Origin of the sequence: Mesorhizobium sp. M0037 (assembly GCF_040323635.1) — a bacterium.
In the GTDB taxonomy this organism is placed as follows: domain Bacteria; phylum Pseudomonadota; class Alphaproteobacteria; order Rhizobiales; family Rhizobiaceae; genus Mesorhizobium.
The window spans coordinates 1-12413 of record NZ_JAMYVB010000004.1 but is presented as its reverse complement, the minus strand read 5'-3'; the positions used below and the strand labels follow the sequence as shown (position 1 = coordinate 12413).

At 63.5% G+C, this 12413-nt stretch carries 12 protein-coding genes and 2 tRNA genes; 4 read left to right on the top strand and 10 right to left on the bottom strand.

The window, feature by feature from the left end; genetic code table 11:
- Positions 1–15: 15 nt before the first annotated feature.
- A complete protein-coding gene (locus NKJ78_RS08610; RefSeq protein ID WP_084013093.1) occupies positions 16–1101 on the top strand; it encodes a DUF3616 domain-containing protein in 1086 nt (361 codons plus the stop codon).
- A 127-nt stretch (positions 1102–1228) separates the two neighbouring features.
- On the opposite strand, the gene NKJ78_RS08605 is transcribed toward NKJ78_RS08610, so the two are convergent.
- The 10 genes from NKJ78_RS08605 to NKJ78_RS08560 form a co-directional block, all read right to left on the bottom strand.
- A tRNA-Phe gene (locus NKJ78_RS08605) sits at positions 1229–1304 on the bottom strand.
- Positions 1305–1518: 214 nt separating this feature from the next.
- Positions 1519–1710, bottom strand: a complete 192-nt coding sequence (gene yacG / locus NKJ78_RS08600; protein WP_023669280.1) for a DNA gyrase inhibitor YacG — start codon at positions 1708–1710, stop codon at positions 1519–1521.
- Positions 1707–2333, bottom strand: coding sequence for a Maf-like protein (locus NKJ78_RS08595; protein WP_023681911.1), 627 nt, complete (start codon positions 2331–2333; stop codon positions 1707–1709). The genes yacG and NKJ78_RS08595 overlap by 4 nt, the downstream gene beginning before the upstream one ends.
- 19 nt (positions 2334–2352) lie before the next feature.
- Positions 2353–2571, bottom strand: a complete 219-nt coding sequence (gene infA / locus NKJ78_RS08590) for a translation initiation factor IF-1 (RefSeq protein ID WP_006200926.1) — start codon at positions 2569–2571, stop codon at positions 2353–2355.
- Positions 2572–2755: 184 nt separating this feature from the next.
- Positions 2756–3220, bottom strand: a complete 465-nt coding sequence (locus NKJ78_RS08585) for an arsenate-mycothiol transferase ArsC (protein WP_352459307.1) — start codon at positions 3218–3220, stop codon at positions 2756–2758.
- A complete protein-coding gene (locus NKJ78_RS08580; protein ID WP_023669283.1) occupies positions 3208–3693 on the bottom strand; it encodes a UPF0262 family protein in 486 nt (161 codons plus the stop codon). Before NKJ78_RS08580 ends, NKJ78_RS08585 begins: the two co-directional genes overlap by 13 nt.
- Before the next feature lie 6 nt (positions 3694–3699).
- A complete protein-coding gene (gene hisD / locus NKJ78_RS08575) occupies positions 3700–4992 on the bottom strand; it encodes a histidinol dehydrogenase (protein WP_023669284.1) in 1293 nt (430 codons plus the stop codon).
- 134 nt (positions 4993–5126) lie between these two features.
- Positions 5127–5561 carry a DUF2948 family protein gene (locus NKJ78_RS08570; RefSeq protein ID WP_023669285.1) on the bottom strand — a complete coding sequence of 145 codons (435 nt, stop codon included), beginning with the start codon at positions 5559–5561 and terminating at the stop codon, positions 5127–5129.
- Positions 5562–5728: 167 nt separating this feature from the next.
- A complete protein-coding gene (gene murA / locus NKJ78_RS08565; RefSeq protein ID WP_023669286.1) occupies positions 5729–7021 on the bottom strand; it encodes a UDP-N-acetylglucosamine 1-carboxyvinyltransferase in 1293 nt (430 codons plus the stop codon).
- A 142-nt stretch (positions 7022–7163) separates the two neighbouring features.
- On the bottom strand, positions 7164–7358 hold the full coding sequence (locus NKJ78_RS08560) for a hypothetical protein (RefSeq protein ID WP_023669287.1): 195 nt from the start codon (positions 7356–7358) through the stop codon (positions 7164–7166).
- A gap of 150 nt (positions 7359–7508) precedes the next feature.
- Here NKJ78_RS08560 and NKJ78_RS08555 point away from each other — a divergent pair.
- The 3 genes from NKJ78_RS08555 to NKJ78_RS08545 form a co-directional block, all read left to right on the top strand.
- Positions 7509–7583, top strand: a tRNA-Thr gene (locus tag NKJ78_RS08555).
- A gap of 399 nt (positions 7584–7982) precedes the next feature.
- Positions 7983–11822: a caspase family protein gene (locus NKJ78_RS08550; protein ID WP_352459162.1), complete on the top strand. Its 3840-nt coding sequence runs from the start codon at positions 7983–7985 to the stop codon at positions 11820–11822.
- A gap of 280 nt (positions 11823–12102) precedes the next feature.
- Positions 12103–12413, top strand: a 311-nt coding sequence (locus NKJ78_RS08545; RefSeq protein ID WP_031205862.1) for an IS256 family transposase, incomplete at its 3' end; no start/stop codon positions are given.

The window sequence follows — 12413 nt, the reverse complement described above, 5'->3', positions numbered from 1 at the left end:
GATGGATTGAGCGCCATGACATGGTCGATTGACTCTCGCAAACTAAGCGCCTCGCTTGTGGCTGCGTGCCTGGCGGTTGGCTGGAGCGGAGCGGCGCTTGCGCAGGCTCCGCAACCTTGGACGATCCAGGGCAAGCTGACAGGCAAGCCGAAGAATCTCGAGGGATCGGAGAGCAAGAATTCCAAGGATGTGAGCGGCATTGCCTGCGCGACGGAAAGTGGCTTCCCGCGGCTTTGCCTCATTGCCGATGACGAGACGCAAGGGGCACAGATCATCATCCTGCAGGACGGTAAGCTGATCGCCGGGGATTTCGTGCGGCTGATCGACGACAGTTTCGTCGGCAAGCCTCTCGAACTGGACGCCGAGGGCGTGGCCTTCGCCGGCGGAGCCTTCTATGTCATAGGTTCACATGGCCGGCCGCGCCATGAATCCGGCGTCGACGCCGCCGCCGAGGTCGAGGCGAGGGTCATGGCGAGCAGTGAGATTTTCCGCATTCGCTTTGCGCCCGATTCGATCGATATGACGACCGGCAAGCTCATGGCCGAGCCGGAAAAGAGGCGATCGACGGAACTGCCGGCAATCGTGCGCGCCCAGCCCGAGCTCGCGCCCTTCGCCCAAAGCCCGCTTGAGGAAAACGGCCTCACCATAGAGGGCGTGGCGGTGCGCGACGGCGCCCTTTTGGCGGGGCTGCGCGGGCCGGTTCTGGAGGGCAACCGGGCCGTCATCCTGTCGGTGCCGCTCGGCATGCTGTTCGATCACGGGCCGGGCGGCGCGACCCTGCTGAAGCTGGAACTCGGAGTCGACGGCGAGGGACATGCGCGCGGCGTGCGCGATCTTCTCGCCTATCAGGGAAAGCTGCTCGTGCTCGCCGGTCCCGTCAACGACCCGCCCGAAGGCCAGCCCATCAAGCTCGGCGACTACTCAGTGTTCTCCGATGGCGATCAGGCCGATAAGCTTCTCGATCTCGAAGGCTATGGCGCCGAGATCAAGCCGGAAGCGCTGCTGCCGCTCGGCGAGGCCGATGGCAGGCTGCGCGCGCTTCTGCTGTTCGATGGGCCGGCCGGCGGTCAGCCGACGCCGGTCGAGTTCGGACTGAAATAACCGGCGCTAATCGGCGCGGCGTTTCGGATGGCTGCAGGCGGAGTTCAACTCACTGGCGGCGCTGACACCGCGATGTGCAGCGCGGAGGCATTGCTCAGCTATGTGTCCGGAATGGACCCTAGGGTGATGGTGCCCAGAGGCGGATTCGAACCACCGACACGCGGATTTTCAGTCCGCTGCTCTACCAACTGAGCTATCTGGGCCTCGCCGGCAAACGAGACATCGCCTGACCGGATTTCAGGAAAGCGCCGTGGGGCACCCCTTGAAAGCGCGTGGGTTATAGCACGGGAATCCGGCCTGTCCAGCGCCTAAGCGCTGATTTTCCGGGGCAATTGTCGCAGACAATACCGACGCCGGCAAAGCAGCAATTGCGTAAGGTCGGCGAAGTGGAATTGCGCGGCCGGCACCGCCCAAACCCTACTTCGGCTCGTCGCTCTCGTCCTCGTCATCCCGCGCGGTGATGACATAGGCGCCCTTCAGCCAGCGGTTGAGGTCGATGTCCTTGCAGCGCTTCGAGCAGAACGGATAGGTCTCGCGCGCCGACGGCTTGCCGCATTCGGGGCAGGGGCGCTTCGGGCGCAGTGGTGTGACCTTATCGTCCAGGCTCATGGCCGCGCGGTATGCCAGCTGGTGTGGACCTTGAAGCCTTCGCCCGAAAGCAGCGCCACCGTCTCGTAGAGCGGCAGGCCGACAATGTTGGTATAGGAGCCGACCAGCTTGACGACGAACGAACCGGCGAGACCCTGGACGGCATAGCCGCCGGCCTTGCCGCGCCATTCGCCGGAGGCGACATAGGCGTCGATCTCCTCGCGTGGAAGCCGCTTGAAGCGTACCCTGGATTCAACCAGCCTTTGGCGCAGCTTGCCGCCCGGCGTAATCAGGCAGATGCCGGAATAGACCCGGTGCGAACGGCCCGAAAGCAGTCCAAGGCAATTGGCGGCGTCGTCCAGCGTCTCGGCCTTGGGCAGGATGCGGCGTCCGACCGCGACCACCGTATCGGCGGCCAGCACGAAACTTGGCGCATAGTCTTCCTCGCTTTTCAGCGAGGCCAGCGCCTTCTCGGCCTTTTCCTTCGACAGCCGCTTGGCCAGCGAGCGCGGATGTTCGGCGCGCAGCGGCGTTTCGTCGACATCGGCTGGCAGCACTCGGTCCGGCTCGATGCCGGCCTGTTGCAACAGTTCGATCCGGCGCGGCGAACCAGAGGCAAGCACGAGCTTCTGCAGGATGCTCATCGCGGTTCGCGCCGGACTGTTACTTGAAACGGTAGGTGATGCGGCCCTTGGTCAGGTCATAGGGCGTCATCTCGACCAGGACCTTGTCGCCGGTCAGCACACGGATGCGGTTCTTGCGCATGCGGCCAGCCGTATGGGCGATGATCTCGTGTTCGTTTTCGAGCTTCACCCGGAACATCGCGTTGGGCAACAATTCCGTCACGACACCCGGAAACTCGAGGACTTCTTCCTTCGGCATTCGATACCTTTGCTTGGATTGCAGTTCCGGCGCCCTGGAGCGCCCAGGCCGGAATTTCGGCGGAACCTATATGATAATCGTGCGCTTGTGAACACGCTTAGATCGCGTCATATGCGACGCGCTCCAAGGTTTCGTTTATGCATGTCGTTGTCTCAAAACCGGGACCGCTTTTGAGCGACATGCATCAATCCGCCGCGTTTTTTACCTCCGGAAGCAGAAAACGTCGGCTGATGCGCGCTTTCAGCCGTTCTCTCACGTCGCGATAGCTGGCCATGATCTGCTCGCGCCTGCCGCCGACATCGGTCGGATCCGGCATCGGCCAGTATTCGACGTCGACGGCAAGCGAGCGGGTGAGTTCGAGCGCGGCGTGGTGGGCTTCCGGCGCCAGGGTGACGATCAGGTCGAAATAATCGTCCTCGAGATCGTCTATCGAGCGCGGCTGGCGCTCGCCCAGCGTCAGGCCCTCTTCGGCCAGCACCGCGTCGACGAACGGATCGCGCTCGCCCCTGTGCACGCCGGCAGAGGCGACGAAAGTGGCCGGCGGCAGCATGCGCCGCGCCAGCTGCTCGGCCATCGGTGAGCGCACGGCGTTCATGCCGCACAAGAACAGGATCGAGCGGGGCGCCCCAGTCAGGTCTAACCCCGCCAGTGCAGCACGCAGACCAGCGTGAACAGCCGCCGCGCCGTGTCGAAGTCGATGTCGATCTTGCCGGCCAGCCGGTCCATCAACGTCTGCGAGCCTTCATTGTGCAGGCCGCGCCGGCCCATGTCGATCGCCTCGATATGGCTTGGCGTCGAGGAGCGGATGGCGTCGTAATAGCTTTCGCAGATCAGGTAGTAGTCCTTGACGATGCGCCTGAGCGGCGTCAGCGACAGGATATGGGTGACGACATCAGCACCATCCTCGCGGGCGACCGCAAACACCAGCCGGGATTCGGCCAGCGAGAGCTTCAGCCGATAAGGCCCGGCGCCGTCATCATTGACCGGCTGAAAGCTGTTTTCTTCGATCAGGTCGAAGATCGCCACCGCGCGCTCATGTTCGACATCGGGCGTCGAACGGCCGATCGACTCGTCGAGCTCGACATCGATCAGCCTTGCGCGGGTTTGATCGCCGTCCGCCATCGCCGCCTACATGTTCAGCCGGATGGCGACGGAGCGGCCATGCGCGTCGAGGCCTTCCGCCTTGGCCAGCGCAATCGCCGCCGGCGCAAGTGCTCTCAGCTGCTCCGGCCCGAGCTTCAGGATCGAGGTGCGCTTGACGAAATCGAGCACCGACAGGCCCGAAGAGAAGCGCGCCGAACGCGCCGTCGGCAGCACGTGGTTGGAGCCGCCGACATAGTCGCCGATGACTTCGGGCGTATGGCGTCCCAGAAACACAGCACCCGCATTGCGCATCCTGGCCAGGAAGCCCTCGGCATCGTCGATGGCGAGTTCCACATGTTCGGCGGCGATGCGGTCGACCAGCGGCAGCGCGGCTTCGATGGTCTCCACCAGGATCACCGCGCCGAAATCGCGCCAGCTGGCAGCCGCCGTCTCGGCGCGCGGCAGGCTCAGCAATTGGCGCTCGACCGCCTGTTCGACTGCTTTTCCGAACGCAGGATCGTTGGTGATCAGGATCGATTGCGCCGACACGTCGTGCTCGGCCTGCGCCAGAAGATCGGCGGCGATCCAGTCGGGATCGTTGCTGCCGTCGGCCACCACCAGCACTTCAGACGGTCCGGCAATCATGTCGATGCCGACCGTGCCGAACACCTGGCGCTTGGCGGCGGCGACATAGGCATTGCCGGGCCCGACGATCTTGGCGACCGGCCGGATCGTTTCGGTGCCATAGGCAAGGGCGGCAATCGCCTGCGCGCCGCCGACGCGGTAAATCTCTGAAACGCCTGATATATCGGCGGCCACCAGCACCAGCGGATTGATGATGCCGCCCGGCGCCGGCACGACGATGACGATGCGCTCGACGCCCGCCACCCTGGCCGGCACGGCGTTCATCAGCACCGAGCTTGGATAGCTTGCCGTGCCGCCCGGCACATAGAGCCCGACCGCCTCGATCGCCGTCCAGCGCGAACCCAACTCGACCCCGGCGGCATCGGTATAGCGATCGTCCTTGGGCATTTGTCGCTCGTGATGGGATCGGATGCGGTCACGGGCAAATTTCAGCGCCTCGACCGTCTGCGGATCGGCGTCTTTGTAGGCCTGCGCGATGTCGTCCTTCGACACGGCGATGCCGAGGCTATTGAGGTCGGCCTTGTCGAATTTCAGCGTGTAGTCGACCAGGGCAGCGTCGCCCTCGGCACGAACCCGCGCAATGATGGCGCGCACGGCAGTGTCGACGTCCTCCGATACCTCCCGCTTGGTGGTCAGGAAGGCGGCGAAACGCTGCGCGAAACCGGCATCGGACTGGATAAGCGTAATGGCCATCGGCTGCGTCTAGATCGTGATGAGACTTGGTTGAAATCTCATCACGATCTAACCCTTTGTTGGAGCAAGATCTCTGGACAGACGATTCCCGTTTTGTCCAACAAAAACCGGCACCCACTTTTTGGGATCATGCTCTAGACCCTGTGCACCGGACGCGAGGTGGCTTCCCAGGCGCCGCCTATGTCGGCAAGCCGCGCCTCGATGCATTCGACGTCGAGCATGATCGCGCCGCCGCCGGAAAAGACCAATTCGACGATGCCGGCCGGCTTGCTGATTTCGATAAAGCTGATTGCCAGAAGCGACAGCACCTCGGCCGGCCGATCGCGGGCAATGCCGCTGGTCTTGGCGCCGAGCACGCGGTCGAAATGCAACACCGCCTGGCGCCGCTCATTGTGCGGGCTGAACAATCCGGATTTCGCCTCCCAGACGAAGCGGTTCATGGTCAATATGAAACGCTTGGCCGAAGGCAGGTATTCGAGATCCGAGACTTTCATCACGGCGTCCTGGACGTGAGCCGAGACGATGCTCAGATCCTGATCGTCGAGCGCAATGAGTTTGAGGGCTGCCATGCCGAATGCACACCTGAAAGTTGGTTTCAGCCTTCTGTTAGGCGGTCTTTCCGGTCCGTGCAACCGCGACACAAATTCAACCCGAGGCTAGCGCCTCGGGTTTGAAGTGTTGGCGGTGAATGAAGGCAGCACCAGACGCCTGTCTGTCTGAAGCAACTGCCGTGCGGTTAAGCTGAAATCCGCTCGATCACCGCGCCGCAATTGGAGAGCTTTTCTTCCAGCCGCTCAAAACCGCGGTCGAGGTGGTAGACGCGGTTGACCGTCGTTTCGCCTTCGGCCGCCAGACCGGCGATGACCAGCGACACCGAGGCGCGCAGATCGGTCGCCATCACGGGTGCGCCCTTCAGCTTGGCGACGCCGTCGACGATCGCCGTTTGGCCGGACAGCGTGATGTGGGCGCCGAGCCGGGCCAGTTCCTGCACATGCATGAAGCGGTTTTCGAAGATGGTCTCGGTGATGCGCGACTTGCCCTTGGCCATGGTCATCAGGCCCATGAACTGCGCCTGCAGATCGGTCGGGAAGGCCGGGAACGGCGCCGTCATGACGTCGACCGGCGAAATGCCGGCGCCGTTGCGCCGGACGCGAATGCCGGAATTGGTCGGCGTGATCTCGGTACCGGTCTGGGCAATCACATCCAACGCGGTCTGCAGCAGCTCGGGGCGGGCGCCTTCGAGCACGACATCACCGCCGGTCATGGCCACCGCCATGGCATAGGTGCCGGTCTCGATGCGGTCGGGGATGACGCGCACGCGCGCGCCCGACAGCGACTCGACGCCATCGATGGTGATAACAGGCGTGCCGGCGCCGGAAATCCTGGCGCCCATGGCGTTGAGGCATTCGGCGAGGTTGACGATTTCGGGCTCGCAGGCGGCGTTTTCCAGCACCGTCTCGCCCTTGGCCAGCGCCGCCGCCATCATCAGCACATGGGTGGCGCCGACGGAGACTTTCGGGAAGACATAGCGATTGCCGACGAGGCGGCCGTTCCTGGTCTTGGCCAGCACATAGCCGGTGTCGACATCGATGTCGGCGCCCAGCGCCTGCAAGCCCTCGAGGAACAGGTCGACCGGCCGCGTGCCGATGGCGCAACCGCCGGGAAGCGACACTTTCGCCTCGCCCATGCGGGCCAGCAGCGGGCCGATCACCCAGAACGATGCCCGCATCTTCGACACCAGCTCGTAAGGCGCGGTCGTGTCGACGATGTTGCGGGCCGAGAAATTGATGGTGCGCGAATAGCCCTCATTCTGCTTCTCGCGGCGGCCGTTGACCGAATAGTCGACGCCGTGATTGCCGAGAATGCGGATCAGCTGCTCTACATCGGCCAGATGCGGCACGTTTTCCAGCGTCAGCGTGTCGTCGGTGAGCAGCGAGGCGATCATCAGCGGCAAAGCGGCGTTTTTCGCGCCCGAAATCGGAATGCTTCCGGCGAGCTTGTTGCCGCCGACAATTCTGATGCGATCCATGAGAGAATGTCCCCTCGGCCCGATAGGCCGGTTTTCGTCAGTTTGAGTATCGGCCCGTCTAGACCATTGGCCGGCTTGGTTCAAGAAATAGGATTTCTGAGCCCCTTTGGCCAAGGTGACCGGCCAGTGTGGCTGATATCGGTCAGTCCTTGTGCATTTTTTCAGCAGCCGGCAGTCCTTCGGGCCGCTGGTCAGGATCACCGGTGCGCCGCGAGCGCGCTTGCGTCTTGCGCTTCATGAGATTGGCGCGCAGCTGCTCGGCCAGACGGTCCTTGCGGTCAGTCCCGTCCTTTTTTTCCGGATCAGCCTTTTTCGGTGGAATTGTCTTCTCGTCCATCGTTCCGTCCCGCCCGCAACTGGCAGGGCCTGCCGTTCAAGGGATAGCTAGCATTGTGGCGCCGCCATGTCAGCGAAACTTGTCTGGCAAAGCCTTTCACAGACGCCTTGCGCTTGCCGGTTCTATATGGCAGAAGCCCCGCCATCAGCGGCTGCGGTAGCTCAGTGGTAGAGCACTCCCTTGGTAAGGGAGAGGTCGAGAGTTCAATCCTCTCTCGCAGCACCAGTTCATTCCTTTGATTTAAAAAGATGCAGTCGCGAAGTCCGGGTCTCGTTGCGGACCAAAAAAGCCGGCTGACGCAAAAGTGCCAATCCCGCGCATCCAACCGTGGCGCCTCGCCCGGAAACATTGAGAGAAAGAGGCTCTACGGGGCCGGACGACTGCTCAACAAGTCCGGACCTGTCAACTCACGAACAGGCCGGTCTGGCCGTATCCGGCATGCTGAACACTACCGCTCGCACGCTGAAAGCCAGCCTCCTCGTACGCATATCCACGACAAGAACACAGCTCGCCCAAGGACTTGCCATCGGCCGGCCATCATGATGCCATCTCGCCTGCGGAAGATAGCGTCGGGTTTTGGGGTAGAGAATGCTCTTTGGGCGAACAGCAGGTGCGACAGGGCGCATGTGCGCGGCACTTGCCGCGGCACTGGTGTGCCTATGCGCGTTTGGCCCCGCTTTGGCTGAAGAGCCGAAGGCGCTGAAAGGCGTCGCGCTCATCATCGGTCAGTCCGACTACCAGCATGTCGGCAAACTGCCCAATCCGGAAAACGACGCCCGCGCCATCGAGGAGATGTTCGACAAGCTCGGCTTCGAGACAAATGTCGCCACCAATCGCGACGCACGCAAATTGCGGCGCGATCTCGAAGGCTTCGTCGACGATGCCGAGGGCGCCGATGTCGCCATCATCTACTATTCCGGCCACGGCATCGAAGCCGGCGGCGAGAATTATCTGGTCCCTGTCGATGCCGATATTTCGGCACTCGACAATGCCGGCGAAAAGTTGGTGCCGCTGTCGTCCATCGTCGCCGAACTGAAGGCCAAGGTGCCGGTCACCATCGTTCTGCTGGACGCCTGCCGCAACGATCCGTTCCCGCCGGGCACGCTCTTGAAGCTGGCGCCGGGCGACGAAGGCAAGCCGATCGGCGCCGGCGGTCTCGGCGAAACGCGCGGCGTGGTTTCCCTGAAAGGCGGCGCCGAGGCCAAGGGCTCGGTCGACGACAGCCTCGGCCAGGTCATGGCCTTTGCCGCCGAGCCCGGCAAGGTTGCGCTGGACGGTCCGGCCGATGGCAACAGCCCCTATGCGGCAGCGATCCTGCGCCACATCGACACGATGGGCGGCGAGGAATTCGGCACCGTTTTGCGCATGATCGGCGAGGAGGTCTATCTCAAGACCAATGGCCAGCAGCGGCCCTGGGTCAATGAGAGCCTGCGCCGGCTGCTCTATTTCGGTACCCCCGCCGAGGCGCCGAAAGGCGACGAGGGGGAAATCCTAAGGGAGCGGCGCCAGCTCCTGCTGACTATCTCGACGCTACCCGATCCGGAGCGCCGCCAGATCGAAACCATAGCGCGTGACGGCAAGGTGCCGATGGATGGACTCTACGCCATGGTGAAGGCGCTCGGGGTCGACATACCCAAGGATCCGGCCGAACTCGACAAATTGCTGCGCGGCCAGACCGAGCGGCTGAAACAGGTGCTGGCCGAGCAGGCCGCGCTGAAGAGCCAGGACCCGGAGATCGTCAGGCTGACCGGGCTCGCCGAACAGGCGGTACGGGAGGGCGCGCTCGAGGCCGCCAAAAAATTCCACGAGCAGGCCAAGGCGCGCGTCGGCGAACTGTCAACGACTGTCGATCAGGCGGAGGCCGACATCAAGGCACGGCGGCAGGAGTTTGCGGAGGTTTTCGCCAGCAGTGCGCAAACCTATGAACTGTCCTTTGACTATCTGAAGGCGGCTCAAGATTACGCCAAGGCCTATGACGAGGTAGAAAAATGGAGCGACGAGGACGCCTGGACCTACAAGTCAGCGGAAGCCGAGGCGCTCTCCGCGCACGGCTCTTTTTCGGGCGACAACGCCTTTCTGCTCCAGGCCGTCGCGGCCTATGAAAAGAGCCTGACTTATGTGACGCGCGAAAACGCGCCGATCCGCTGGTCGGCCACCGAAAACAATATCGCAATCACTCTGTCGACACTGGGCGAGCGCGAGGCCGGCCGCGACAATCTCGACAAGTCGGCAGCCGCCTTTGAGCAAGCGCTGAGCGTCTACACGCGCGACGCCTATCCGGACGACTGGGCCAGGACTTTCGGCAATCTAGGCGCGGTCTACTGGCAGCTCGGCCGGCGCGAGAACGGCACCGCGCTGCTCGAAAAGGCGGTCGCCGCCTTCCGCTCGGTGCTTGAGGTTCAGGGGTCGAAGAAACTACCACTCGAATGGGCGGCGACCGAGAACAATCTCGGCGTTGTGCTGTCCGAACTGGGCGAGCGCGAGCCGACGAGCGACAGCTTTCGCGCAGCGATATCGGCGCATCGCGCCGCGCTGACAGAATATCGCCGGGATCGCGTACCGCTCGACTGGGCATTGAGCCAGATCAATCTGGGTGTCGTTCTGGCGAGCCTCGGCGCGCGCGAAAAGGATGTACCGACGCTTGAGCAATCGGTCGCGGCCTTCCAGGCGGCGGCTGAGGAGATGACCAGGGAACGCGCGCCGGCGCAATGGGCGACGATCCAGAACAATTTGAGCACCGCATTCGAGTCGATCGGCGAGATCAACGGCGATATCGCCGCGTTGCAGCGCGCGCGGGAGGCGGCGGAGGCAGCGCTTTCGGTTCGGACGCGCGAGCGCGCGCCGGCCGACTGGGCGAACGGCCAGCTGACGCTGGGCAACGCACTGCATCGTCTTGGCGCCAGGCAGAACGACGACGCCATGTTGCTCAAGGCGGTCTCAGCCTACGAGGCGGCGCTATCTGAATATACGCGTGAAAAGCTGCCGCTCGACTGGGCCTCGCTGCAACAGAATCTCGGCTTCGTTTATGCAACGCTTGGAAATCGAGACACAGGAACCGACTATTTGCAGAAGTCGGCGGCCTCCTACAGCAAGGCATTGGAAGTCTACACCGCCACCTCTGCCCCCCTCGATTTCGCCTCGACAGAGTACGATCTCGGCGCCACGCTGTCGACCTGGGGTGCCCGTGCGGGCGACAGGGCGATCCTCGAACAGGCGGTCGCCGCTTATGATTCCGCGCTCACGGTGCGGACCAGAGAGGGCGCCCCGACCGACTGGGCGACGACGCAATACCGGCTGGGCATCGCCCTTTCCATGCTGGGCAAGGCCAATGGCGGCCCGGTCGAGGCGCTCGAACGCTCGGTGACAGCCTATCGCGCGGCGCTCGAGGTGCAGACTCGCGACAGCGATCCGGTCTCTTTTGCGGCAACACAATGGGGATTGGGCCATGTCCTGCTCGTGCTCGGCGACAGGACACGGAACGCCGATGACTTCAGCCAGTCGGTGACTGCGCTCGAAGCGGCCTTGCCCTTCTATGACCGCGCCACGGCGCCGGAAGATCATGCACAACTGCAGAACAATCTCGGTAGCGCCTACTACTACCTTGCCGGTAGCAGCAACGATCCGTCTCTTTACCAGAGGGCGGCGACCGCGCACGAGGCGGCGCTCGCCGTCTATGCCGCGTTGCCCGATCGCACACTGTGGGCCTCCGTTGAAGGCGATCTCGGCAACGCGCGGATGATGCAGGCCAGCGCTACCTCCGACCCGGACACAATGGCGAAGTCGGTTCAGGCCTACGAGGCGGCGCTCAGCGTGATTGCCCGCGACACAGACGCCGATGAGTGGCTACGCAACCAGGCCAATCTGGCCAGCGCGCTGTCGACGCTGGGCTACTGGCGCAACGATGTCGCCTTGCTGAAGCGCTCGGCCGCCATCTATCGCAGCATACAGAGCGTGCGCACTCGTGAGCGGGCGCCGGAGCAATGGGTCCGCACGCAGGGCGATTTCGCCCGGGTGCTCGCCATGATTAGGGACAAGGCGCCGGAGTCGGCGGTGTTCGATGAAGAGATCGCCGCCAACCGCGCACTGGCCGATGAGGTCGGCCGCGACCGCGACCCCGACCGATGGGCGAGCGTGCAGAACGAGGTCGGCTATGCCTTGATGCTTGCCGGCCGCGCCGAGAACAACGTCGCCCGCTTCGAGGAGGCGGTGCCGATCCTGCGCGAGGCAATCGCCGTGCAAAAGAAGATCAATTCGGTGCCGGCCGTAGCCTTCACGCAGGACAGCCTGTGCGACGTGCTGGTCGACCTCGGTGCTGCCCGCAAGGACAAGGCGCTTGCCGAGGAAGCCATCGCCGCCTGCCAGGATGCGCTCGTCATTTTCAAGGAGCGCAAGATGGACGAACTCGCCGCCGGTTCGGAACAAAACCTCGCCGAGGCACAGGCGCTGCTCGCCGGCTTGAACTGAGGCTCCAGACAACGCTGATGCAGGGCAATCACATAGGGCGCTCCCCCCATTCTTCGATGTTTGCCCGGCACCTACCCCCACCCTTAATCCCTCCCCACAAGGGGGAGGGAGACCTGGTAAGCGTTGATCTCGGCAAATTACTGAGGTCTAGATGCAAGGGCGGAGATACAGGGCGCGCCGGGTAGTGTGTGCTGAGAGTTCTGCAAATTCGCTGAGAGGGGGCGGTCATGGCAGGCTGGTGATTGTTCACGTCACCTGATTCCCGCGAAGGAACGCCACCATGACCAAGACTGAAGTTAAGACCGCCAGCGCTGCCGTCAAAGACATTTTGCTTTCGAACCCGGATGGATTGCACGAAGTGCTCCGTGCGGTGATGCAGGAGGTGCTTGAGGCCGAGATGGACGAGGCGCTGGGTGCCTCGAAGAGCGAGCGCACGCCCGAACGGCTTGGCTATCGCTCGGGCTATTACGGCCGTACCCTTGTGACGCGGGTCGGCAAGCTCGAGCTGCGGGTTCCGCAGGACCGGGCCGGGCGCTTCTCCACCGAGCTGTTCGAGCGCTACCAGCGTTCCGAGCGGGCCTTGGTGGCGAC

Excerpts from the sequence above, each read along its gene's own strand:
- NKJ78_RS08610 (WP_084013093.1), top strand. The coding sequence starts at position 16 with ATGACATGGTCGATTGACTCTCGCAAACTAAGCGCCTCGCTTGTGGCT.
- yacG (WP_023669280.1), bottom strand. The coding sequence starts at position 1,710 with ATGAGCCTGGACGATAAGGTCACACCACTGCGCCCGAAGCGCCCCTGC.
- NKJ78_RS08595 (WP_023681911.1), bottom strand. The coding sequence starts at position 2,333 with ATGAGCATCCTGCAGAAGCTCGTGCTTGCCTCTGGTTCGCCGCGCCGG.
- infA (WP_006200926.1), bottom strand. The coding sequence starts at position 2,571 with ATGCCGAAGGAAGAAGTCCTCGAGTTTCCGGGTGTCGTGACGGAATTG.
- NKJ78_RS08580 (WP_023669283.1), bottom strand. The coding sequence starts at position 3,693 with ATGGCGGACGGCGATCAAACCCGCGCAAGGCTGATCGATGTCGAGCTC.
- hisD (WP_023669284.1), bottom strand. The coding sequence starts at position 4,992 with ATGGCCATTACGCTTATCCAGTCCGATGCCGGTTTCGCGCAGCGTTTC.
- NKJ78_RS08570 (WP_023669285.1), bottom strand. The coding sequence starts at position 5,561 with ATGGCAGCCCTCAAACTCATTGCGCTCGACGATCAGGATCTGAGCATC.
- murA (WP_023669286.1), bottom strand. The coding sequence starts at position 7,021 with ATGGATCGCATCAGAATTGTCGGCGGCAACAAGCTCGCCGGAAGCATT.
- NKJ78_RS08560 (WP_023669287.1), bottom strand. The coding sequence starts at position 7,358 with ATGGACGAGAAGACAATTCCACCGAAAAAGGCTGATCCGGAAAAAAAG.
- NKJ78_RS08550 (WP_352459162.1), top strand. The coding sequence starts at position 7,983 with ATGTGCGCGGCACTTGCCGCGGCACTGGTGTGCCTATGCGCGTTTGGC.